The sequence below is a fragment of the Streptococcus sp. 23.2 genome, assembly GCF_016648665.1.
Taxonomy (GTDB): domain Bacteria; phylum Bacillota; class Bacilli; order Lactobacillales; family Streptococcaceae; genus Streptococcus; species Streptococcus salivarius_E.
The window spans coordinates 71,356-94,690 of the sequence record NZ_JACLQJ010000003.1 but is presented as its reverse complement, the minus strand read 5'-3'; the positions used below and the strand labels follow the sequence as shown (position 1 = coordinate 94,690).

At 35.6% G+C, this 23,335-nt stretch carries 20 protein-coding genes and 5 pseudogenes; 15 read left to right on the top strand and 10 right to left on the bottom strand.

All coding sequences use genetic code 11. The annotated features are described in order from the left end of the window. Nucleotides 1–97 precede the first annotated feature (97 nt). From H7T98_RS02885 to H7T98_RS02870, 4 genes are all read right to left on the bottom strand, one after another. A complete protein-coding gene (locus H7T98_RS02885) occupies nucleotides 98–520 on the bottom strand; it encodes a hypothetical protein (protein WP_084915207.1) in 423 nt (140 codons plus the stop codon). Nucleotides 521–527: 7 nt separating this feature from the next. Next, nucleotides 528–1,808 (bottom strand): histidine--tRNA ligase, encoded by a 1,281-nt coding sequence (gene hisS / locus H7T98_RS02880; protein WP_084915206.1) that lies wholly within the window; start codon nucleotides 1,806–1,808, stop codon nucleotides 528–530. A gap of 152 nt (nucleotides 1,809–1,960) precedes the next feature. Continuing rightward, nucleotides 1,961–3,322: a PTS transporter subunit EIIC gene (locus H7T98_RS02875; protein ID WP_084915204.1), complete on the bottom strand. Its 1,362-nt coding sequence runs from the start codon at nucleotides 3,320–3,322 to the stop codon at nucleotides 1,961–1,963. A gap of 65 nt (nucleotides 3,323–3,387) precedes the next feature. Beyond that, on the bottom strand, nucleotides 3,388–4,500 hold the full coding sequence (locus tag H7T98_RS02870) for a vitamin B12 independent methionine synthase (protein WP_022496170.1): 1,113 nt from the start codon (nucleotides 4,498–4,500) through the stop codon (nucleotides 3,388–3,390). A 230-nt stretch (nucleotides 4,501–4,730) separates the two neighbouring features. Between H7T98_RS02870 and rpmF the strand changes: the two genes are divergently transcribed. The 3 genes and pseudogenes from rpmF (at nucleotide 4,731) to H7T98_RS02855 (ending at nucleotide 6,700) form a co-directional block, all read left to right on the top strand. Next, entirely contained in the window at nucleotides 4,731–4,913 is a 183-nt protein-coding gene (gene rpmF, locus H7T98_RS02865) for a 50S ribosomal protein L32 (RefSeq protein ID WP_002885630.1), read from the top strand. A gap of 15 nt (nucleotides 4,914–4,928) precedes the next feature. Continuing rightward, the gene (gene rpmG / locus H7T98_RS02860) at nucleotides 4,929–5,078 is read left to right on the top strand and encodes a 50S ribosomal protein L33 (RefSeq protein WP_002262412.1); all 150 of its coding nucleotides are present in this window, start codon (nucleotides 4,929–4,931) and stop codon (nucleotides 5,076–5,078) included. A 372-nt stretch (nucleotides 5,079–5,450) separates the two neighbouring features. Then, a pseudogene (locus H7T98_RS02855) lies at nucleotides 5,451–6,700 on the top strand (ISL3 family transposase). 200 nt (nucleotides 6,701–6,900) lie between these two features. Here the strand turns inward: H7T98_RS02855 and H7T98_RS02850 are convergent. The 6 genes from H7T98_RS02850 to H7T98_RS02825 are packed head-to-tail and all read right to left on the bottom strand — an operon-like array spanning nucleotide 6,901 to nucleotide 12,799. Then, nucleotides 6,901–7,380, bottom strand: coding sequence for a type II toxin-antitoxin system PemK/MazF family toxin (locus H7T98_RS02850; protein WP_201061234.1), 480 nt, complete (start codon nucleotides 7,378–7,380; stop codon nucleotides 6,901–6,903). Beyond that, nucleotides 7,377–8,189 (bottom strand): DUF3800 domain-containing protein, encoded by an 813-nt coding sequence (locus H7T98_RS02845; protein ID WP_201061233.1) that lies wholly within the window; start codon nucleotides 8,187–8,189, stop codon nucleotides 7,377–7,379. The genes H7T98_RS02850 and H7T98_RS02845 overlap by 4 nt, the downstream gene beginning before the upstream one ends. Continuing rightward, nucleotides 8,182–9,282 (bottom strand): restriction endonuclease subunit S, encoded by a 1,101-nt coding sequence (locus H7T98_RS02840; protein WP_201061231.1) that lies wholly within the window; start codon nucleotides 9,280–9,282, stop codon nucleotides 8,182–8,184. The genes H7T98_RS02845 and H7T98_RS02840 overlap by 8 nt, the downstream gene beginning before the upstream one ends. Nucleotides 9,283–9,299: 17 nt before the next feature. Then, the gene (locus tag H7T98_RS02835) at nucleotides 9,300–11,372 is read right to left on the bottom strand and encodes a class I SAM-dependent DNA methyltransferase (protein ID WP_201061229.1); all 2,073 of its coding nucleotides are present in this window, start codon (nucleotides 11,370–11,372) and stop codon (nucleotides 9,300–9,302) included. After that, nucleotides 11,353–11,931: a hypothetical protein gene (locus tag H7T98_RS02830; RefSeq protein ID WP_201061227.1), complete on the bottom strand. Its 579-nt coding sequence runs from the start codon at nucleotides 11,929–11,931 to the stop codon at nucleotides 11,353–11,355. The genes H7T98_RS02835 and H7T98_RS02830 overlap by 20 nt, the downstream gene beginning before the upstream one ends. A gap of 10 nt (nucleotides 11,932–11,941) precedes the next feature. Continuing rightward, nucleotides 11,942–12,799, bottom strand: a complete 858-nt coding sequence (locus H7T98_RS02825; RefSeq protein ID WP_201061226.1) for a hypothetical protein — start codon at nucleotides 12,797–12,799, stop codon at nucleotides 11,942–11,944. Nucleotides 12,800–13,147: 348 nt separating this feature from the next. Here H7T98_RS02825 and H7T98_RS02820 point away from each other — a divergent pair, with 348 nt between their 5' ends. From H7T98_RS02820 to H7T98_RS02770, 12 genes and pseudogenes are all read left to right on the top strand, one after another. Further along, a complete protein-coding gene (locus H7T98_RS02820; RefSeq protein WP_201061224.1) occupies nucleotides 13,148–13,579 on the top strand; it encodes a hypothetical protein in 432 nt (143 codons plus the stop codon). Nucleotides 13,580–13,833: 254 nt separating this feature from the next. After that, the gene (locus H7T98_RS02815) at nucleotides 13,834–14,148 is read left to right on the top strand and encodes a hypothetical protein (protein WP_041817409.1); all 315 of its coding nucleotides are present in this window, start codon (nucleotides 13,834–13,836) and stop codon (nucleotides 14,146–14,148) included. Further along, entirely contained in the window at nucleotides 14,148–15,236 is a 1,089-nt protein-coding gene (locus H7T98_RS02810) for a cell division protein FtsK (protein WP_183138298.1), read from the top strand. Before H7T98_RS02815 ends, H7T98_RS02810 begins: the two co-directional genes overlap by 1 nt. A gap of 3 nt (nucleotides 15,237–15,239) precedes the next feature. Beyond that, nucleotides 15,240–15,839: a hypothetical protein gene (locus H7T98_RS02805; protein WP_013991317.1), complete on the top strand. Its 600-nt coding sequence runs from the start codon at nucleotides 15,240–15,242 to the stop codon at nucleotides 15,837–15,839. 212 nt (nucleotides 15,840–16,051) lie between these two features. Beyond that, nucleotides 16,052–16,666 (top strand): replication protein, encoded by a 615-nt coding sequence (locus H7T98_RS02800; protein WP_021152664.1) that lies wholly within the window; start codon nucleotides 16,052–16,054, stop codon nucleotides 16,664–16,666. After that, the gene (locus tag H7T98_RS02795; protein WP_155213268.1) at nucleotides 16,653–16,904 is read left to right on the top strand and encodes a MerR family transcriptional regulator; all 252 of its coding nucleotides are present in this window, start codon (nucleotides 16,653–16,655) and stop codon (nucleotides 16,902–16,904) included. The genes H7T98_RS02800 and H7T98_RS02795 overlap by 14 nt, the downstream gene beginning before the upstream one ends. 86 nt (nucleotides 16,905–16,990) lie before the next feature. After that, nucleotides 16,991–18,256: a tyrosine-type recombinase/integrase gene (locus H7T98_RS02790; protein ID WP_013991320.1), complete on the top strand. Its 1,266-nt coding sequence runs from the start codon at nucleotides 16,991–16,993 to the stop codon at nucleotides 18,254–18,256. A 425-nt stretch (nucleotides 18,257–18,681) separates the two neighbouring features. Next, a pseudogene (locus tag H7T98_RS02785) lies at nucleotides 18,682–20,136 on the top strand (IS1182 family transposase). 830 nt (nucleotides 20,137–20,966) lie between these two features. After that, nucleotides 20,967–21,394: pseudogene (locus tag H7T98_RS10170) on the top strand (UDP-N-acetylglucosamine 2-epimerase); the annotation flags it as partial. Continuing rightward, nucleotides 21,368–21,750, top strand: a pseudogene (locus H7T98_RS02780) (UDP-N-acetylglucosamine 2-epimerase); the annotation flags it as partial. The pseudogenes H7T98_RS10170 and H7T98_RS02780, both read left to right, overlap by 27 nt. Nucleotides 21,751–21,779: 29 nt before the next feature. Beyond that, nucleotides 21,780–22,013: pseudogene (locus H7T98_RS02775) on the top strand (PfkB family carbohydrate kinase); the annotation flags it as partial. A 21-nt stretch (nucleotides 22,014–22,034) separates the two neighbouring features. Further along, nucleotides 22,035–23,072 (top strand): GGDEF domain-containing protein, encoded by a 1,038-nt coding sequence (locus tag H7T98_RS02770; RefSeq protein WP_014635176.1) that lies wholly within the window; start codon nucleotides 22,035–22,037, stop codon nucleotides 23,070–23,072. Nucleotides 23,073–23,335: the final 263 nt, after the last annotated feature.

Below are 23,335 nucleotides of genomic sequence, written 5' to 3'. Positions count from 1 at the left end.
TTCGTTAATTTTTTAGTCTTAACTATTATAGCAAAAAGCCCATCAAAACCCCACCCATTTCAGGTTAGAATTTTAATAGACTTTCTTTTTTATAAAACTATTTGCCAAATTGTTTCAACAAATCACTAGTATCCACGTAATCTTCAGCAAACTCTTCAAAATCTTCAAAACGATAATCGGCTGTTTCTAAGTCAAGTAAACTATTCCAACGGAATCCGTAAACATCTTCAATGATAACACTAAGTTCATCAGTTTCCTCGTCTACCTGCCATCCCAAATAACGTTCCTGTGTTTCAAAACTCAAGACCACATCTTGACAATCTTGACGCCAAACTTGACCAAGTAATTGCTGACACATCGCATGATCACTTGCAGGCTCATCATTGAACCAAGTAATGTCATGTTTATCAATAAAGGCAATCAATTGCCAAAACTGTTGTTGGAAACGAATGGGCATACTACGATCAAAAGCCAAACTGAACTTTTCACTCCGTTTGAGCATATCAACTATACTAACCATATGCCCCCTACTTTTCTAACTGTTCGAGGACTACAGCAAAGTTTTTAGTTAGCTCTTCGAAACTTACAGTAACTTCCTCACGAGTAGCATTATTTTTGACATTGACCTGACCTGACTCCACTTCACTCTCACCTAATGTGATAACCGTCTTAGCCTTGAAGGTATCTGCTGACTTAAATTGTGCCTTAATCTTACGTCCAAGGTAATCACGTTCAGCCTTAAATCCTTGATAGCGGATAGCTTGAACTAACTCAAGAGCTTTGCCATTGGCACCTGAACCAAGTACTGCAATGTAAACATCCAGACTTTCTTCCACAGGAAGTTCGATACCTTGTTTATCAAGAACCAAAAGCAAGCGTTCTAAACCAAGTCCAAAACCAAAACCAGCTGTTTCTGGACCACCGAAGTATTCAACCAAACTATCATAACGACCACCTGCACAGATTGTCAATTCAGACTTATCAATAGTGGTAATAAATTCAAAAATCGTGTGATTATAGTAATCAAGACCACGTACCATATTAGTATCAATCACGTAAGGAATGTTAAGACTATCGAGCATGGTACGTACTTCGTCAAAGTGCGCTTGACTTTCTTCATCTAAATAATCAAGGATAGAGGGAGCATTTTCAACTGCAACCTTATCTTCTTTTTCTTTTGAATCGAGTACTCGCAAAGGATTTTCATCCAAACGGCGTTGACTATCTTTTGACAAACTTTCACGCATTGGTGTCAAGTAGTCAATCAAGTCCTGACGATAAGCCAGACGACTCTCAGTATTTCCAAGGCTATTCAAATGAAGGGTAACATCCTTAATGCCAAGCGTATTAAAGAGTTGGTAGGCCATAGCAATGGTTTCAACATCTGTTGCAGGATTTTTTGATCCAAAGCACTCTACACCTAGTTGGTGGAACTCGCGCAAGCGTCCTGCTTGAGGACGTTCATAACGGAACATTGATCCAATATAATAAACTTTAACAGGTTTTTGGACCTCTGGCGCAAAGAGTTTGTTTTCTACATAAGAGCGTACAACCGGTGCTGTTCCTTCTGGACGAAGTGTAATATGACGGTCTCCCTTATCATGAAAATCATACATTTCCTTAGTAACGATGTCAGTTGTATCACCTACTGAACGTGAAATGACCTCGTAATGTTCAAACATAGGTGTACGAATTTCACCATAATTGTATTTCTTAAATGTTTCACGTGCAACATTTTCTACGTACTGCCATTTGGCACTATCCGCAGGTAAAATATCCTGCGTTCCCTTAGGTTTTTGAAGTTTCATAATGATGATACAGGCCTCAGATAGACCTGCCCTCCTTTTCCGTTATTACAGATATAATCACTCTATTCTATCATAATTTATATGGCTTTTGGGAAATGGTGGAGGATTTTTCAACGTCAGAAAGAAACAGACCTCTCGGCCTGCCACAATCATTAATCTTCCTTATAAAGAATGAAGGTCACAATGAAAGAGACCACAACAGAAATTACAAGACCTGCAATAGCTGTGTAAAAATATTTAAGTGTATCTTCACCGATATACGCTGCAATCGTCAAGAGACCTGGGGAACCACCCGCAAAATTTCTCGCACCTAAAATACCAAGGAAGAAGCCACCTACTCCCCCTGCAACAATAGATCCTATAAGGGCTGCTTTATTTTGCAAAGTTACCCCATAAAGAGCCGGTTCCGTAATCCCACAAATCGCAGTAATCCCAGCAGATGAAGCTAGAGCTTTTTTATTGGTATCCTTAGTTTTTAAAGCAATAGCAAGAGCTGCTCCACCCTGAGCCACATTTGAAGCCAAAGCACCTGGCTGTGCAATCGTATCATAACCAATAGTCATACGGTTATTGATTCCAATGGATACTAAGCCATAGTGAGTTCCTGTTGTAACCATTAACGGGAAGGTTGCTCCTACAATTGTCGGAACAACCCATGGGCCAAAGTTTTCCAACCACTTAAAGAAGTCACCCAACCAGTTACCAATGACAGCACCAATTGGACCTAAAATCAAAAGTGTTACGATTGCAGTAATTAAGGTCGTAATCATAGGAACCAAGAAAAACTTCACAGCTTTTGGTGAAATTTTAATCGCAAAGCGCTCCACGTAACTCATAAACCAAACTGCCAAAATAACAGGGATAACCGTTGATGAGTAAGAAGTTAATGTAAGAGGAATACTAAAGAAAGAGACGCCATGACCTGATTCCTTGGCAGTTGTCACAATCTGAGTAAAAGTTGGGTGTAATAAAATAGCACCAATCAACATCCCCAATTGAGCATTCGTCTTAAACTGTCGAGCTGCTGAGGCACCTAAAAATACAGGTAAGAAATAAAATCCAGCATCGCCAATAAAATTAAGAACTTGATAGTTAACATCATCTACAGCTACTACCTTAAAGACAACCAAAAGGGACAAAACGGCCTTGATCATCCCTGCTGCTGTAATTACTGGTAAGATTGGGGTGAAAATCCCAGAAATAAGAGCTAAAAAGCTTTGAAGAGGAGTTCTATCTTGTTTTTCCGATGATTCCTTAGATACTTCATCCAGATCCAATAAACCTTCTAAAGCGCGGTATACATTTGGTACATCACTCCCAACAACAACTTGATACTGGCCACCACTCTTAGCCAAACTCACCACACCATCGATAGCTTTAACAGCCTCATCATCAGCTTTAGAATCATCTGCTAAGGTAAAACGTAAACGTGTAGCACAGTGTGTTAGATTCTGAACGTTCTCCTTTCCTCCTACAGCTTCTAAAATCTTCTGACCTGTCTCTTTATAATTCATGACACTTCCTTTCTATATTCATAAAAAGAGAGAACAGGCTGAGCCCGTCCTCTGCATTTTTTCTATTATGACCAAACTTTATCAGTAATTGTTTTAATCAATTTCAATTTATTCCACTCATCTTGCTCAGTCAAGATATTACCTTCTTCAGTTGAGGCAAAACCACATTGAGTTGAGATACCAAGGTTCTTAAGTGGTACAAGTTCAGCCGCTTCATGGATACGAGCAATAACAGCATCTACATCTTCCAAAGCTGGATCCTTAGAAGTAATCACACCAAGTACCAATTCAACATGATCACGGTTATTCCAAATCGTTGGAAGTGGTGCGAAGCTACCTGAACGCGCATCATCGTATTCCAAGAAGAAGATATCATAGTTCAATTGACCAAGATATTTAGCGACTGAATCATAGCCACCTTCAAAAAGATAAGTTGACTTAAAGTTCCCACGACAAATGTGAGTAGCCAAAGTCAAATCTTCTGGAAGACCTTCCAAAGCTTTATTGATAGTATATACATCATCCTCAGCAATTTTTGCCAACTCAGCTGTTTTCTCAGGATTATTTTTTTCATTCTCAAACTGTTGAATCAAATAACCCCAAGTCGTATCATCCAATTGTACATAACGTGCACCCAAATCGTAGAAATGTTGGATGGTATCATGGTAAGCTTTAGCCAAATCATCAAGGAAATCTGTCCATGAATCATAGTAATCAGCATAAAGATCACTACGGTGGTCACGGTTAATGATGAGTGATGGACTTGGAATAGTTACTTTTGGAGTAATTCCTTCAGGAGTCACTGATTTAAGATATTCAAAGTCACGATAGAAAGGATGATTAGGATTTTCAGCAATTTTACCATTGATACGAACGTTAGTTGTACGTGTCTTAGCTCCATGGAATTTATATGAATCCTCTTGTTGGTAAGCTTCAAAACCAGTTAGGTTCCATAGGAAGTCAAGGTGCCACCAAGAACGACCAAATTCACCATCAGAAACGACTTGAAGGCCATTTTCTACCTCATGATGAACCAATTCCTTAACCAATTCATCTTGTACTTTCAACAATTCCTCTTGCGAAATCTCACCATTGGCAAATTTTTCACGTGCTTCTTTTAAAGCTTGTGGACGAAGGTAAGAACCAACATGATCAAAATGATAATGAACTTTACTCATAGTTATTTACTCCTTTTTATTCTTTCATTTAATGTAATAATAAGCCTATTCTAGCACTTGCTGTTATAGCTGTGAAATATGTATTTACTATCAAATTGTATAGTTTTTAACTATATGTTTTCTTGAGAAGTTTTTTGTCAAGTAACTTTACTTTACAAAAAAGATATGTTATTCTGTTATAGTTGATTTAAAATCAAGAACATAAATATTAATTCGGAGGAAATAAAGAAATGGCAGTACCTGCACGTCACACTTCAAAAGCGAAGAAAAACAAACGTCGTACACACTACAAATTGACTGCTCCATCAGTACAATTTGACGAAACAACTGGAGATTACTCACGTTCACACCGTGTATCACTTAAAGGATACTACAAAGGACGTAAAATCGCTAAAGCTAACGCAGCTAAATAATAGAAGGGAGATACCATGCGCGTAAATATTACACTTGAACACAAAGAATCTGGTGAACGCTTGTACCTTACTTCAAAAAACAAACGTAACACTCCAGACCGTCTTCAATTGAAAAAATACTCACCAAAATTGCGTAAACACGTAATCTTTACTGAGGTGAAATAGGGATTCGCTACATGTCACTAGACGGTAGGAACCTTGATTTAAAGCGATTCTTGATTTTCTAAATTTCACTACATCGCAATATAAATCAACCGAATCACTACCTTTTTCACTACCTTTTTTTGAAATAAGAATACTGATTCGGACAATCAAATGTACGAGGAGCTTCATAACGAAGCTCCTCTTTTTATATCCCTACCCCTTAAATATTTTCGAAAGAGCATAGCTCATTCAAAGATTTGCGAAATTAAAAAGGCTCTATAATTTCTGTAGTGGGTAAAACCACTGTAGAGATTATAGAGCTTTTTAAGTGTACACAAAAAGTCCCATAAGAACTATAATGAAAAGCGACGAAACTACCATTAGGAAGAACTTATGAGACCTATTAAGAATACCACAGAATTAATCGGAATTAAAGACCAAAATATCAAGATTTCACTTGTTTTTGAAACTGACACTCATATCGAGATTCAAGCAAAACTTGATTACCCTGCACCATCATGTCCTCACTGCCAAGGAAAGATGATCAATTATGACTTTCAAAAGCCTTCTAAAATTCCTCTTCTCGAACAAGCTGGAACGCCTACACTGCTACGTCTGAAGAAACGCCGTTTCCAGTGTAAAAGTTGTAAGAGAGTCACGGTAGCTAAGACATCTATCGTTGAGAAAAACTGCCAAATCTCAAATCTAGTCCGTCAAAAAGTTGCACAACTCCTAACTGAGAAGATGTCACTAACAGATATTGCCAGAAGACTTCGTGTGTCGACCTCTACCGTCTATCGTAAGCTTGATCAGTTTACTTTCAAGGAACATTTTGACAAACTCCCAAGGGTCATGTCCTGGGATGAGTTTGGTTTCAAGAAAGGGGAATTGGCTTTTGTGGCTCAGAACTATGAGACAAACAAACTCATAACCATCCTTGATAATCGCTGCCAAACCTCTATACGAAACTACTTTTTGAAGTATCCATTAAAAGCTCGCCAAAAGGTGCAGTTTATCACGATGGATATGTCTGGAGCCTACATCCCACTAGCCCGCAGACTCTTTCCAAACGCAAAAATCGTTCTTGATCGTTTCCACATCATCCAGCACCTTAGTCGAGCCTTTTTAAAGACAAGAATTGCAATTATGAACCAATTCGATAAGAAGTCACTACCCTATCGAGCCTTGAAAAATCACTGGCGACTCTTCCAAAAGGACAGCTGTAAGTTATCTCTCAACTCTTTCTATTCAAAGACTTTCCGTCAAACTTTAGCACCACATGAAGTCGTTGCGAAGACACTAGACTTTTCAGAAGAGCTTACCGACTACTATACACTTTATCAGCTCTTGCTTTTTCACTTTCAGGAGAAGAGAGTAGATGAGTTCTTTGGGCTGATAGAGGAAAATAGGAGCAAGATCAATCACTACTTTCAAACTGTCTTTAGGACTTTTCTTAGACATAAGCAATACATCCAAAACGCACTAGAAACAGACTATTCAAACGCAAAACTGGAAGCTACTAACAAGTTGATTAAAGACATCAAACGGTTGGGCTTCGGTTTTAGAAACTTCATCAACTTTAAGAAACGTGTCTTCATCACTCTGAACATAAAAAAAGAGAAGACCTATCAGGTCCTCTCTAGATGTTAGCTTTTCGTCACCCACTACAGTTGACAAGGAGCCATTAAAAAGCACAGGTTCAAACTAACCTGTGCTTTATCGAGTAATAAAAAAGGGGGACTTGCCCCCACCAAAATTCCCTTTTTCGTTTGAGATAACCTCGAACCTAGGGTACATTTAGGGGACTTGCCCCTTCCGTACTTTAATTCTAAACAAAATCTTTTTAAAAGTCAATTATTTTTTTCAATTTTTTATAAATTTTTCTCATAGTATCATCGTCAACAACTCCCATTTTTTTTGCGGATAATCTATTTTTCGATACCGTCCTCAGCTGGTCTAACTTAACAGTTGCATCTTTTTTTAGAAAAGGAAAATAATCTTGTTTCAACACAAAATCAAATGGAAACTTTAATCCGTCTTGCTTTCCATTTTTATACTTGTATTTTATTCTTGACGTAAGAGGAGCTACAATAACTGTAGATTGTTTTACATTGTACTTAGTCGAAGATATAATTAATACTGGTCTTTTTTTATTTATCTCGTTACCAATATTTTCACCTAACTCGCAAAAATAGATTTCACCTGTATTATACTCCCACCCCAGCATATCTGATTTATAGTTAAAAAAATCCAAGCTTATGTTTGATTTTTCATATGCCCAGTCAGCTAGATTAATTAGTTTTTCTTCTGTTTCTTCACTCATAATTGATTATCTTCTCCAAATTTTTTCAATCCATATCCCTCTATATTAGGATAATTATAAATTTTTGATTTAACTTTTCTATATAAAATTGATTCAATATCTTTGCAAATTTTATTATGTAATTCATAGCCAATCATATCTGCCAGTTCTAAGTATGGGTATGATTGTTTTTTATCTGCTGTTCTTTTGTTATTAAAGTATACACCTTTAATTCTTGAACATGTACTACCACTAACGTAATTAGTTCCAGATTTTATTTTAGGTACAATATTTCGTAACAAATTTAGGTCTTCTTTTCTACCTCTTGCTTCAAGTACAATTATACCCGTCTTCCCACGCTCTTCTAAATAAAAAGCATAACGCTCAATGAGGAACACTAGAGAAAACCAATAAACTGGGTATGGGTGACTGTATCTTTTTGTCAAAAAATCCTTATTAATTCCTGATGAAAAAATAGTAATGTTGGCACGCTCTATAAATTGTAACAATTCCGTACTCATATTTGGATAATTAATTATTTTAGGATTAAATGCACCAATTTTTTTACGATAATCTCTCGAATGAAATACTACTCTCTGTTCATTAAACATTGCATTTTTCCAATACTTATGCTTAATAGCCATAATATCAGAGATGATATTTTCACCTTCCTCACCTGCAATTAAAACACCTGTCATCGAAAACCAACGATTGTTTTGATTATAGTTTTTCAATGTCGGCACCCCTGTTTCATCAATGAAAAGCATATAATCAGTCTTACCATCAAATTGTTCAAAACTGGTAGGGCTATATTTCCAATAATTAGACATTATTTTTCTCCTTTTTTGATATCTCTAACCGTTTATCAGACCATTGCACAACGTCTTTGATTACCATTTTTTCAATCGCTCTACCAATACGGTTCATAAAATTATAATCAATTTCTCCATCTTCAACCGGTAAAAGAATATTCAATTCATCAGCATCTTTGGCATAAAAATTTCTTGAATAACTGAATTTACCAGAATTGGCTACATTATGAATGCAAGTTGTCAAAAATAGATTTGACCATTTTGAAAGTTTCTCTGTATGTACAACAGCAACATGGTCATCTGCACCATACTTATAGTTTCTATATTTTGCAGAACCAAACATATCAATCGTAATGGTGTTCTCGGAAAAGATTATAGTATCATTACCAACAAATGCTGAGATACCCATATCAGTTTCTCCAGCAGTAACAAAAGGTAGAGTACCATATATTCTATCTGAGCTTTTAAGTCGTCTTCCTCTTGTCGCTTTGCCAAATAGTTTTTCAAGATTAAAGAGCTTCCATTCATAAGAACCATACTGACTTAGAGCGCTCTCTTCGTCCTCAGTTAATTTATAATCTTTTAAATTTGTTACCGATAGATACACCTCTAGCGTCTCGATACGTTCTGTCTCAATCAAATTCATGTAAGAGTGCATATATTTAATGGCTATTTTATTATCAATGGTTGGAAGTATTATCTCAGTTTGTTTTAATATCTTTTCATTGAATGAACTACTTCCCCAAGTAAAATTACTAAATGATTTTTTCATTGCCGTAATAATAAATTGAGCAACACTTGAAGATAATTCACCATGTAAAAAAGAAAAGACTTTAATTTTATCGCCTGTAAAATACGCATTTTTTTGATAAAACATTGTTGCTGTATCTTGACCAAAACTAATTGTTTTGGCAGGATTCAAATATTGGCTATCCTCAGTTATATATCCTCTAACTCCATTGTTCTTATCTCCCCTAGCAACATAAGGGTATATTCCATCGAAAGTAAGCGTATTAGCATTAAATTTTTTCTTAGGTGTAGAGATAGTAAATATTTCTTCAATTCTATATATCTTCCAGACGCCCCCACTGTCTTCAAATTCTTTATTCAACTTTTGAAGCTGAGGGCTTACAATTTTTTTAAGCTGTCATCTCCTCTATTCTGCATTAATTGTGACACTTCCCACACCAGATAATCAGATACAGTTTTTCTGAAATCATCTATTGTGGGGATGGTATTCATTTGGATATGATGGTCAAAATTCCAGTCTTCACCATGCTTTTCACCAGATAGAGCAATAACATCTTCAATGTACTCTTTTTCCGTGAAAATGTTCAACTCATCTTTACCAAATTTGACAAGATTAACAACTTCTTCATAGCGACCTATAGCATTATCAATATCTTTTAAGTTAGAACTTGCTTTAGCTTTTTTTCGATTAGCTCGTTTATAGCCATCATTTCGAAGGTCAATAAATTTCACTCGTTGTTTAGATTCGTGTTTTTCTCCAACCTTAAAAACATATATCGATGTTTGAACGCTTGACTTACCAATAAATAAATCTACTGGCATTTTAATAGACGCTAAAAGCGTATTGTTTTCTAAAATCTTCTGATTGATTTCTTTTGCTTTTCCTGCACCTGCTGAGTCTTGGATAATAATAGAAGCATAACCACTTTTCATCATAGATAAGGCACGCTTGACAAAATTCATACCATTTCCCGTTTCAGAGTATGGAGGATTTAAAAGGAACACATTAGCTGGGAAATGTTCGTTATCTTTTCCGTAACCATATTTCCCATCAAATTTCTTCAAACTATCATCTTGCAAGATATTACTTGAACCATCTCCCATAAGAATCATGTTCAATACAGCTAACATATAGATTTCTGGAAGAATTTCAATCCCAAGAATTTGTTCCGCCTTGATTTTCTCTTCCTTTTCTCTGAGTTCATCAGGACTTGTAATTTCCTTTTTAGCGTCATCTAACATCAGATTCATGGCAGCCACCAAAAGACCACCGGAACCAGTTGCAAAGTCCCAAACATACGAATCTTTATTTACTCGTGCTAGTCTTGCCATAAGAAGTGCTACATACCGAGGAGTTAACACCACGTCATTTTGGTCATCACCTGCAAAGCTCAACCATCTAAACATGATATTAAAGAGCTTACCTGTAAAGTCCGTATCCACTCCGATTTTGTAAAAATAACCTAAGTCGTCAATCACTTCTGTAAAGATTTCTTTGAGAAGAGACACCCCATTCCTTGGGTCTGAAAAGCTAGATTCAAGAATCGTAGGCTCTAGGTGACGTAAGATTTGTTTCTGTTTGGCTTGTGGTAAGTTCTTTTCTTTCAGAAACGCCTTGATTTTACGGATTAAAATATCTCCATCTGTATCACCTTCTTCGTTAGAAGATTTTAAATCTGCTGGTTCTAAGGGCTTTACCTTACCTGCAACTCCTAAGTTTGCCATGATACTAGCAGCCACTAAGTGTATACGTGCCAAGGCACTGATATTTTTCTGCTTGTTGAAAAGACTTTCGTTTATCTTTGTTAGGGCATCTTCAATCCTATCTTCACGCTTTTGGTGAATCAAACGTAGTTCAACTTCTGACAGTTGTAGTTCTTTTACCTTTTCCGTAAACTCATCAAAGTTTTCAGGCTTTAAGAAAGATAAATCGGAATACTCACCAACTTTTTGACCGATACCGTAGTTAGACTTGGAGACATAGTAAACACCAAAACGTGTTTCAAGATTGCCTGCCTCGTCCTCATCTCCTGTAATTCCAATCGCAATGACATTTGTATAACTAGAATATTGCAGAATAGCATTGGCATAGTGAACCGCCCCATTTACCGCATAGCCATTAATATTGGTATAGTTGGGTTCACCCTTTTCTTTACCGCTTGTTTTCGTATTAGCGACATGGTCTTCTTTGTCTAGTTTTACAAGTTTATTACTGCCCCACTTCAATTCAATCATGATAGGGTAGTAGTCTAGCTTACTATCTTTCAATAATAGCTTAACATCAACTAGATTCGCACCCTCACCACCTGTTTTAGAAGGTGCTTTTGACAAGGCTTTGTCAATTTCAGGATTGACACTTTCGTTTTGTGTCACAAACTCCATATCATAGGAAGTCAGCCACTTTTCAACTTCACGTTGGATTTTTACTTCTTTACTCTGCTTCGTTGCCATTGGTTAAACCTTCTAATACACTCATTAAGTTCGCTCGCTTAATAGCCCAATGAGTATTCTCCAACTCAAATGAGTCAATCATAAGTTCATCTTTATGTATGTTCACCCAATCTATAGGTACACTTTTCGCCGTTTCAAAATAAAATACTGGGTCCCCCCCATATTTAGGTATGTTTATTTCTCTCAACCGACCCAAGTATCCAAATGGAATCTCCTTGTTATTCTTATATTCGGGAAGAAACAGAGCTGGAAGACTAACTATTTCCTCAACATCATCAAATGAAAACCTAGAGAACTTGGTTCTAATATGCTCTGGTGTCCCATTAAGCATCCTATCTCTTGGTATTGTAAAACAAGTCTCTTTATATTCCTCATCATATTTTACAAATAGATTGTAAAAGCCATCTGTGAGTAGCATTGTTCGAGAAGGAACATAATTTACTACATTATTAACATTATTAGCTTGCTCAATATTATAAATCTTTTCTGCAGTTTGTTGTAGTGTTGATTGGAAAAATTCTGTCGGTAAATTTTCCTGACTTTTAAGTTGGTTTGTCAATGTCCTCTCCTTAATTTAAATTTTCTACATGTCCTATATTATAAATATTATTAGCATGCTGATTTATAAATTTGGAATTATTAAACACCTGTTTTGTTATTGTGTCATCACTTTCAACATTAGAATTAAATTCTTCTTCAATCTCAACATCTGATTCTTCAACATGCTCTTGTTCCTCAAACTCTTCCACACTTGGATTATATCGAGTTATTTCTAAGTCATTCATATGTTGCCCAAATTCTTTATTAGTGAGTTTCCAAGGAGCCTGTACTCCGCTTTGAGAATACCATGCTTCAAATGTTGGCTTACCAAGAGTATTATCTATTTTGTTGACAAAAATATATCTCATTACATCTAATAAGAATGACTCAATCTCGATTACTTCAACTTCTAATAATTCTTGCTTAAATTTCGATTCATTTGGGGAAATTCTAAAATTCTCTGAATCGTCGATTGTTTCATCATCACAAATAGTTTCAATAACAGCAGAAACAAGCCATTTTAGTTTTTGTTCCGAAAGCTTATCATTGATAAAAACAGACATACGTTCAAGTGTGTCTGTTTTATTTTGTTCGACAGAATCATTAAATGAATTAATAAACCTTGAGTCTTCAAAGGGTAAGTACTCTGATTTAGATATAATACATTTTTTATAAGAAGTTACATTTTTTTTAAAGGTCCCCACATAAGGCGCTTGTTGAACTTCTCCTGTAAAAATATCAATAAGAGATTTCATAATATCAATATCAGATAATTTATCGGTTTCCTTTTTCAAATATGAACTTCGAGCCTTATTCTTTATTTTTTTAGCTTCAAGAATGAGCCCAAATAGTATCCCACCTGTTAAATATGGAATTTTAGCAGACATTTTTACTCCTCCTAATGCATTTAGTAACCTTATCCACCTTAAGAACACTCCCCACTATTGCAAGAAACACTATCTACTTCATAATAAAGGGTGAAGATAAGGCAACAGGGAAACTAATACCTATTATATCAAATTTCCCCTCTTCCTTATAAAAAATTTAATAGTCCTAACTGATGCGCATCAAACGGACGGATTGAAACGAATATGATAACTCAGGCGATAAAGGTCGAGTTTTACATATATCTGTTTATCCGTTTATTTGGTGTGTCTTTTTTGCACCTATCGGTATTCAGTACAGTTCATATTAGTTTCTTTCTGTCCAAACACAGGACTCAGAAAGGAATTCTTATGGCAATTAAAAAATTTAATGACCGTCTTACTCCAGAGGAGAAAAAGGAACTCGAACGCTGGGATAAATTTCTACGTAATGACAATAAAACATTTGCAAATGCAAATCGTCGTGACCGATATCACAATCTCGGAAGTCTTGATAAAAACATTTCCATTGATGGACGTAATACTGACCTATATGAGTTAATAGCTGATACCTCTCCCAACAGTGAAGAAGTTTGCTTACAAAATGAAATGTTAGGACTCATAGCCAATTTCATTGAAACTTTAAATTCAAGTGACAAAATCATCATGCAAGGCAAACTAGCCGATAAGCCTATGTCATCAACTAAATTGGCCAAGCTTACTGATCTTAGCGATAAAACCGTAACAGCTCACTTTAAAAAACATCAAGAAGCATTGCAAAATCTTTTAAAAGATTATGTCTAACACCTAAAACTGATAATCAGATAGATTATCAGTTTTTTTGTGAAATGCTCCGAATTTAGACAACCGAATCTCCTTAAAGATAGGAAGAAAATAAAAAAATATTTTCAAAAAACTCCGAAATTCATCTCCTGAATCTCCTATAAGATAGAAAGGAAAAATTAACAAGTCCAGCTTCATGACCTTAAACCGAGCATGTCAACTTTACTTTAAAACAAAACACAAAATAGAATACACGAGGTATTTAAACTATGAAAATGAAACCACAGTACCGCAAAGGTGGATACTCAAAACAAACAGCAGAACAATACGTTAACCTTCAAGCTCCTATCTACCTGCTTAGTGACGAGCTTGAACCGCAACAAAAATTTGAAGATGGTAAACCAACTGGTGAAATTATCGCTTACAAAACATGGTTTGGTCAAAAAGGACTCCCACCATTTCAAGTGAAATTTCTTGAAATGCCTACACTTCCTGACTACCTTTCTCTCGTTAGTTTTGATAACTTACAAGCATGTGAAGTCAACTATAATGTTTACTTCAAAGCCGATGCATTGAGAGAGGTGAAATAATGGTTCAATCTCTTACAAAAAGAGAGTTGGAACAATACCTGTTACAGAGCCTAAATATGGCTTTAGGCTCTTTGCTACAGGGTGAAACGTCTTATACCAACTCATTTGATATTGCAGTTAAAGAAGATGGCTTTATCTTTATTCCTCGTCTTCCTTCCGGATTCATCATTGATGATGACCTATATCAAAAGATTTTCTTAATCGCTAATGCATCACTCTATCCACAATACACATTATTAAAACAAAATTCTGCTTACTTTGTCGCACTGAAAACAGATGACATTCATGTTCAGCGTGGGCTGTACTTTCCTTGGAAAAAAGGGATTTCTGAACGTCTAGTAATTTCCAACCTTGAGCAATTCACCTCATCTCTAAAAAGTAATGATATTCCTGTCATGAAAAATCTAGTCATTAACTATGATAAAGTAACTTCCGTTGCTATTGCTGGAAACTCGGGAAGTGGGAAAAGCTATACTCTGACTTATCTATTAAGTGTCCTTAAAAATATCTCTGACCTGATTATCGTTGACCCCAAATTCGACACTCCTTCACGCTGGGCAAAGCAGAATCAAATTGCTGTTATTCACCCTAAAGAAAATCGTTCAAAATCTGACTTTGTATCAGAAATTAATGAAAGTTTAAGTCAATGCCTATCTATTATTCATAAGCGTCAAGGGATTCTCTTTGAAAATCCACATCATGAATTTAAACATCTAACTATTGTTATTGATGAGGTACTTGCCTTATCAGAAGGTGTCAATAAAAATATCAAAGATTCCTTCTTCTCCTTACTATCGCAAATTGCTTTATTAGGACGAGCAACAAAGGTCCATCTGCTCCTTGTCAGTCAGCGATTTGATCACAATACAATTCCTGTATCAGTACGAGAACAACTCAACGTGCTCATTCAAATAGGTAACATCAATAAGAAAACTACTCAATTCTTGTTTCCAGACCTTGACCCTGAAGGCATTGTTATTCCAATCGGCAAAGGCACAGGACTTATTCAAATTATTGATAATGAACATCCATATCAAGTATTACCCTTACTTTGTCCAACATACTACACACAGAAAGGTATTTTATAGCTTATGCAAACAACATATTTCCAAAAATTTTTCAATCTATCTGCTTTACTATTTCTTACAGCTACCCTAAGTGCATTCTGCACAATCTTCTTTGGAATTAGTATGAATTCCTTAAAAGAAATCACCTATTTAATCTTTATTTATCACTTTACAAATATAGTGTTCTGGATTAGCCTATCAATTTCACTTATCAGTTCTCTTATTTTCATTTTGCTCATTAGTCGTGAAATTAATAGACGACAAGAGGAAGACAACCTATCAAATCTATGTAAATCCATTAAACAAACCTTGTCAATCCGTATTTTTCTACATCAAAGCGAACTCTCCGAAGCAGTAACTACAACTGAACAAGCAAAAGTAACACACTACAATCCTGTAAACAAATACTTTAACCAAGCAGTTCGAAAAGCAATTGTAGACATTCGAGAGAATAAAGTTACTCTGTTGATTCATATTCCTAAAACTCAACAAGCAACAAAAATTCTAAAAGATGTGGAAATGCTTATAAGCGAAGAAATTGCCAACCGTAACCCTAGCTATTACTTTTCACACCCTGAGCGGAAAGGGAAATGGCTGTACTTTATCGGAACTAAACGAAAATAGATAAAAGGAACGGCGCTGTGGCTCACGTAGTGAAAGCCAAACAGCGCCGTTTTTACCGTGAAATTTAGGATTAAGTGGGGTTACTACGACCCCCACTTAATCCAATAATCAATAATCAAAAAATCAAAATTTTTCTCAAAAGACTCCGATTTGTACCTTCCCAATCTCCTAATAGATAGAAATAAAAAAATTGAAAGCGAGGAATTTTTCCTATGGCAAAAGAACAACGTTCCAATAAATGGACTTTCCTATTTTATAAGGAAAGTGCACCAGACAACTACTTAGAAACCCTAGAGGAGATTCATGTTCCATTTGTACTGTCGCCGTGGCATGACAAGGATGTAAACAAAGAAACAGGAGAATTTAAAAAGGCACACAAGCATGGAGCATTCTTTTTTGATTCTCTCAAAAGTTACTCTCAGGTGTCGAAACTTATCAAAAATAAACTTAATGGTCCTGCCCACGTTGAACCTGTAATGTCACCCAAAGGGTTATACGACTATTTTATTCATGCGGAGAACCCTGATAAAACTCCTTACGAAATTGAAGATATCGAAAGTGGATGTGGGTTTGAACTGGATAAATTTCTAGTACAACAAAATACTGATGATTTTACAACCAAGGTCATTGATACGATTGAACGAAAGGACTTCACAGAGTTTGAAGAACTGGTATGGTACGCCCGAGATAATAATACCGCTCTACTGGAACTAATCATTGAACGAACCTACTTTTTCGCTCGTTATCTTGATTCACGTCGGCATAATCCGAAACGTCTAGAAAAAGTAATTAAAGAACAGAAAGGAACAGCTGATGGACATTATTAAACTAAACCAAATTGAAGAATTACTGAACACACTTATTGCCATCATTCAGAAAGGACTTAAAAAAAATAGTTTCTACGGAATCGTCACACAAAAAGAACTTTTGAAAATTTTACAGATTTCTCCAAATACTTTGAAATCATGGGAAAGCAAAGGTTTGAAACGGCTTGAACCACCAATTGAAGGAACACGTACCATTTATTACAAAATGGAAGATGTTATTGACTTTTTAACTATTTAACTTCAAAATGTGCTAGAATGAAATTATCAAACAAAGAATGTGAGGGTTCTATTCTAGCCTTTTGATTGTCCGAAGAAAGAGGCTCTATGAGTAAAGAAATCATTCAACACAATAATAAAAAGATAACAAAAATCACCAAACAAAATGGTGATATCAGCTATTCACTCAAAGGTGTTTATATTGGAACTGATGTAAAGACAGGTAAACGAATCACCAAAACTATTACTGCTAAGACATTGAAATCTTTAGATAGAAAAATTGTTGAAGCTAAAATTGATTTTGAAAAAGCTGGCTCTACTATTAAAGAAACTATCCAAATTGATAATTTTGAAAGTCTAGCTGAAATATGGTTTAGCAACTTCAAAACTTGGGTATCATCTCAAAACACCATTAACCGAGTTAGAGGCTATCTTGATACCTATATCATTCCACAATTTGGAGAATACAAACCTGAACAGATTGAACCTGCTGATATCCAACTTTGGGTAAACAAATTAGCTGAAAAAGCAAAGAAGTACGTTGATTCCGGGGTGAAACGTGCCCCAAAAGGGAATGCTAGAGATTTTGGGGCAATAGCTCACAAGGTTAGTGATATTTTTGACTTCGGTATTACAAATTGTGGACTAACTACTAATCCTGCTAAAACAATTAAAATTCCTCCAAAACCAAAATCTAACAAAGAGCGTGTCATGGTACTTCATGATGACGACCTGAAACACTGGTTGTCTTACCTTGAAAGCTTGCCAAATACAAGAGCAAATAGACGCTTTAAGGTCATTTGTAACACACTATTAGCATCTGCATTACGAATTAGCGAGTTACTAGCGTTAGAAATTACTGACCTTGACTTTGAAACCAATGAAATTCTTGTCAGTAAAACTCTGATGTGGAAAACCGCAAATAAGAAACTAGGTAGCAAAGGGGAAATGATTTGTAAAAAATCTCCCAAAACAGATTCTGGAAATCGTAGAGTTGCTGTTCCACTTTCAGTCATAGAAAGCCTCAAAGATTTTCATGAAGAAATGACTATCTATTTTGAAAAACACGGTCTACCGAAGTCCAAGCTCATCTTTCCAACAATTTATGGTAACTATATGTGCGATAGAAATGAAAGAGCAACCCTTAAAAAGCGATTGTCCGCTTTAGGACTACCCGATTATGGTTTTCATTTATTCCGCCATACACACGCTTCTATGATGTTAAATGCAGGTATGAACTGGAAAGAGTTGCAACATAGAATGGGACACAAGTCAATCAAAACAACTATGGACACATACGCTGAACTAGCACCTAAAAAGAAATTTGAGGCAGTGAATATTTTCTTAAATAAAATGGAAGAACTAGCAAATTAATTTCATCACTACCTTTAACACTACCTTTTTACTTCAAAAGCCCATAATCCTTGATATGACAAGGTTTATAGCTTAATCATTTAACCCTTACTGAGGTAAAATAAGGATTCAATACGAATCAATACAAAAGAAAAACGCTGATTTCAAGCGTTTTTTCTTTTTGTCAATTGCAGTTTATTGCACTGTATTTCAATTCAAACTCTACCTTTTTCTCTACCTTTTTATCGTAAAATCTGATTGGACACGGTTTGTGTCCAAGTTATTTATAAATAGCTTTATATCAACCTTTAGCAAGGTTGTACAACTTATTCATAAAAAATAAATAGATCTGATTGAAGACAAAGTCCTCAGAAGTTATACTTCTGGGGACTTTTCTTGCTTCGAAGGAGTATAATAAAAGAAAAGGTATTTGATGAGGTACTCCTATGTTTCACAAAGATAATCCTGAATATAATCGTCGTCAAATAGGTTTCTATACACTTGATGAACTTGTGCCTAAAGACCATTTTCTAAGAAAAGTTGAAGAAACGATTGATTTTTCTTTTATTTATGATGTTGTTGAGGATAGTTATTCTTCAGATAATGGTCGCCCTAGTCTAGCCCCTGTTTTGTTAGTTAAGATTCCTTTGATTCAATGTTTTTATGGCATTCGTTCTATGCACCAAACCATCAAGAATATCGAGGTGAATACGGCTTATCGTTGGTTTCTTGGCTTATCTCTGGATGATAAGGTACCACATTTTACAACTTACGGTAAGAACTATAGCTGACGCTTTCAAAATAAAGAATTGTTAGCACACATTTTTAGTCATGTGCTTCATCACGTTTTGGAGGCGGGGCTCATTGATCCCTCAGAAATCTTCATCGATGGGACACATATCAAGGCAGCTGCTAATAATCATAAGTACAAAAATGTTGTTGTTGATCAAAAAGCTAAATTCATGAGTGAACAACTGGATGTTGAGATTAATTTAGACAGGAAGAAGCATGCAAAAAAGTTCTTAAAGCCCGCCAAAAAAGGCGAAGCTAAATCTAAGAAACAATCAACGACTGATCCAGATAGTGGTTGGTTTCACAAGGGAGAACACAAGGAAGTCTTCGCTTATAATGCTCAGGTAGCTTGTGATAAACATGGTTGGGCCTTGGCTTATACAGTTGAAGCAGGTAACATCCATGATAGTCAGGCCTTTCCTGTTCTTTTCGCCAAGTTAGAACCCTTCTCCCCTGAATTCATTATTGCGGATTCAGGCTACAAAACACCTAGTATTGCCAAGTTTCTTTTAGAAAAAGAGATTACGCCAGTATTCCCTTACACTAGGCCAAGAGTAAGAGAGGCTTTCTACGTCCTAAAGACTTTGTCTATGACGAGCATTTTGACTGCTATCTTTGTCCAGAGAACCAGGTATTAACTTACCGTACAACGACACGTGAAGGTTATAGAGAATATAAAAGTAATCCCGAAATTTGTAAGACCTGTCCCTTGTTAGCGATTTGTACTGAAAGTCGCCAGCACCAAAAAGTTGTTGTGCGTCATATTTGGAAAGATGCCTTAGAAATCTGTGAAGATATCCGTCATCAAAGTGGGATGAAGGAACGGTACCAACACCGGAAAGAAACGATAGAACGTTTATTCGGAACAGCTAAAGAATATCATAACTTGCGTTATACCAGAGAAAAAGGAAAGTCCAAAATGGAAGATAAGGTTGGGCTTACTTTGGCATGTCTAAATATCAAAAAATTGGTAAAAATGATGGTAGGGAAGACCTGTTATTTTATCCAAATACCTCAATATTATTGGATTATGGGAGAATTAAGTGTGAATATAAAAAAAGACAAACATCAAAAACGATGTTTGTCTTCATTCTGAATCAGAATTTTAATAGGAATTCTGATTTTTTTATGCAAATCCATTTAAAAGCCAAAGGGTGTTTAATTATTATTTATTAAAATATAGATAAATATCATTTGATTAGTATTTGTTAAGTAGGAGTGCTTAATTCAAACGACCTCATTATAATGCTTATCACATACATTAAAATAATAAAAAATTGAAAGAAGGTTGAAAAATAAAAATAACATGCTATAATTATAGCGTCTATATGAATAGGGAACATGGGTAGTAGTAACTCGAAGCCAACCTGTTTGTAATATTTTGACTCTTTTGGGGAGAGTTGAATGATTACTTGTTGGTACTTGGTGCTGTGTGATATGGTATTGGGATAGGGTTATCATACCGATGTTTTGATTTGTAAGATGGGGATAGAGCGTAAGTAAAGGGGACGCTCTTTAAAATGGGGAGAAGTTTTTATGAAATATATGTAAATTAGCAATACTGCTGGATTCAAAAACACTTTTATTAGCAAAGCGTTTTTTCTCCTGCAGTTTTTTTTATTTATTAAATAGTGTATTTTTAAATTCGGGGGAGAAGACTAGAAAATCTCAAAACAATTGATATCCTTGGATGATATGACTTAGTTTTCTTGTCTTACTTCTTGAATTTTATACGTAATGATAGTCTTTTTATTGAGACCTTTTTCTTTATCTACTTTACATCATTTGCAAAACAAGACCAATAGCGAGGGCATTCCCTTTAATGCTTTTGGAGAAAGGATAACTCATTTTCCTTTTTATTGGGGATAATAAAGTGATAATGTAGAGTCTTATTTGTCAATATTATATTGATTTCGTATAGGTCATAGGGGGGGATCTTATGGGAAAATTAAATATTATGGTTGTCTTTGGGACAAGACCAGAGGCAATTAAGATGGCGCCGTTAATTCTTGAGTTGAAAAAAACATCAAGAAACCATTAATACTATTACAGTAGTCACAGCTCAACACCGTCAAATGCTTGACCAGGTTTTGGAGACTTTTGAAATAGTTCCTGATTATGATTTGGATATCATGGGAAAAAAATCAATCACTTCAGGAAATTACTTCTAAAATTTTGGCTAATTTTGATCCAGTTGTTAAGAAAGAACAACCTGATTTGGTTTTAGTTCATAGTGATACTACAACAACTTTTGCTGCTGGATTGGTTGCATTTTACAATAAAGTAAGTATTGGTCACGTTGAGGCTGGGCTTAGAACTTATGACAAATATTCACCATATCCAGAGGAAATGAATCGTCAGGTGACGGTTGTGACTAATTCTATCCATCATGCTGTTAAGCTGGTAGATCTCGGTATTAGTACTAGGATTATTGGTGGTAAGGTTAAACATTCAACAGATGCCTCTATTGGAAGTACAGCTCTGGAACAAATCAGACAACTGAATTTTGATTGTGCTTTCATTGGTGCTAATGGAGTTGATGCCAATTATTTCACAACGCCAGATATGGAAGAGGCGGTCATTAAACGAACAGTGATAGCTAATGCGCAAAAAGCCTATGTTCTAGCTGATGCTTCTAAACTTTCTCAACCTATGCTAAGGTAGCCGAGGTTGAGAAAGTAACCATAATCACAAATGCTTCGGAAGAAGGGCTCCTTAAATAATTAAAAGAGAAAACGAGGGTTATTGAAGTATGATTTATACTGTGACGCTAAACCCATCAATCGACTTCATTGTTCGTATCGACAAGGTAGAGATTGGTGAAGTTAACCGTATAGAGAGTGATGATAAATTCGCTGGCGGTAAGGGTATTAATGTCAGCCGTATTCTACAACGTTTAGGAATTGACAATACTGCTACGGGCTTCATCGGTGGTTTTACAGGACGTTTTGTTACAGACAGTTTGGATGCTGAAGGTATTAAAACTACTTAGAATGGTGAGACTGTAATGGTATTAGGAAAAGTAAGTGATTTTTTAATCAAGCATCAAAGATTGTTAACATACTTAAGTATTTTTGCTGCGTTAATGTTATTAATGCGCTTAGTGTATGATGATGTTTTGATTGACCATGATAATCCCATCGTTTTAGCAATCTTTATAGGAATACTAGTTCTTTGGACCCTAGCATCTTACCTTAATCGAAGACAGCATATGCTATCCCACTTTATCTTACAGAGTTCGAAACTTATTAACGTCTATGCTGTAGACTTAGATTATCGTTTTATTGCGGTTAATAAGAATGATATTCGGCTCATGGAAGAAATCTTTTATTTCACTCCCAAAATTGGTGACTTTCCAATGAATTATCTTAATAGTGAAGATGCTGCGCGTTTAAAAGCAAATGTTGATCGTGCGAAAAAGGGTGAAACATTTATATTTATGGATACTATTAAGACAGGCGACAAAACGCTTTACTGGCAAAATATGTATTCTCCCATTTATAACAATCGCCAAAAAGTGATTGGTGTTTTTTGTTTTGTTCTTGATGTTACAGAGCAGAGACTTCATGAACTTGAAATACAGAGGATGGCATACGAAGATGTTTTAACACGGGTTCATAATCGACGATATATTGAGCTTGCTTTTGAGGAATGTCTGACACGTAAAGAAGAACAAATTACGGTTATTATATCTGATTTGGATAAATTCAAGGAAGCAAATGATACCTTTGGACATGCTACGGGAGATAAGATTCTAATTGAATTTGGTGATATTTTAACGAAGATAATGCCTGAAAGTGCTGTAATAGCAAGGTTAGGTGGAGATGAATTTGCGGTTTTACTCCCTGGAGTTTCTGAAAATCAAGCTGAATTTTTAATAAAACTTGTTCAAGCAGAAATGACTCTCAAAGATATGGGGATTACAGCATCTTTAGGTGCTTATACGGACTCTTATCAATCACATAAAAACTTCGTTGATTTTTTTGCAATAGCTGATAAGAAAATGTACGAAAATAAAAGTCAGAAAGGAAAATCAAATGTTTGACATTATTCTAGTCGATGACGGTAGTGGAGCTGATTTTGCACCGTTATTTGCAATAGCTGATAAGAAAATGTACGAAAATAAAAGTCAGAAAGGAGAACGTCGATGATGTTTCAAGATGTTGTTATTGTCATTCCTGCCTATGAACCTGATGACCGTTTGTTGGAACTTTTGAAAAATATTCGGGATAAGGAAAATCAAATGTTTGACATTATTCTAGTCGATGACGGTAGTGGAGCTGATTTTGCACCGTTATTTGCAATAGC